Here is a 903-nt window from a genome sequence, read left to right on the forward strand (position 1 = left end):
GACGCCCGCGCCTCCAGCGTCGTCGTGCACGTCGTGGCCGACCACGCCGCCCTGCACGCCCAACCCGACCCGTCGATACACGGCGAGACTGCAGCCCAGCCCGCCCGCGACACCTCACCCCCACCCGCCGAGACCCGACCCGCACACGACGCCGGACCCGCACCCACCCCGGAGACCGACGCCAACCCGGAGACCGAGACGGTGCCCGCGCCCGCCGCACCGTCGACGCCGCGCCCGGCCGCGGTGATCCCCGCCCTGCGCGGCACGATCCTGCCCGCCGCGCTGCTGGCCGAGCTGATCGCCGACGGCGCCACCGTCCGCGTCGTGGCCGACCCGGACAGCCTGAGCACCTGCGCGGGCTATCGGCCCTCGACCGCGCTGGCCGAGTTCGTCCGCGCCCGCGACCTGACCTGCCGCGTCCCCGGCTGTGACCGGCCCGCCGTGCACGCCGACCTCGACCACTCCAACCCGTGGCCGGGCGGGCCCACCCACCCGGGCAACACCAACTGCAAATGCCGTCTGCACCACCTACTGAAGACCTTCTGGGAAGGCTGGACCGAACAGCAGCTACCCGACGGCACGCTGCGCATCACCACCCCGACCGGGCACACCTACACCACCAAACCCTTCTCGGCGCTGCTGTTCCCGACCTGGCGCACCACCACACCACCACCACCGCAATCCGGACAGCCCGCACCGCCCCCAAGCCCCGGGCGGGCGCTGATGATGCCCACCCGCCGCCGCACCCGCGAACAGGCCAAAACCGCCTACATCACCCGCGAACGCCGACTCAACGCCCTACAACGCGAACTCGACCGCGCCGCCGCCGAACAAGCCGCCGAGCAACGCCGAGCCAAAGCCGCGGCCGAACGCGAAGCGAAACCGCCGAGACCGTCCCCCGAT

1 protein-coding gene is annotated in these 903 nt (G+C 73.5%); it reads left to right on the top strand.

Translation table 11 applies throughout. From position 1 onward, the window contains the following. Window positions 1-903, top strand: a 903-nt coding sequence (locus JDV09_RS03155) for an HNH endonuclease signature motif containing protein (RefSeq protein ID WP_504740344.1), incomplete at both ends; no start/stop codon positions are given.

It is taken from the genome of Mycolicibacterium xanthum, assembly GCF_019710635.1.
Lineage (GTDB): Bacteria > Actinomycetota > Actinomycetes > Mycobacteriales > Mycobacteriaceae > Mycobacterium > Mycobacterium xanthum.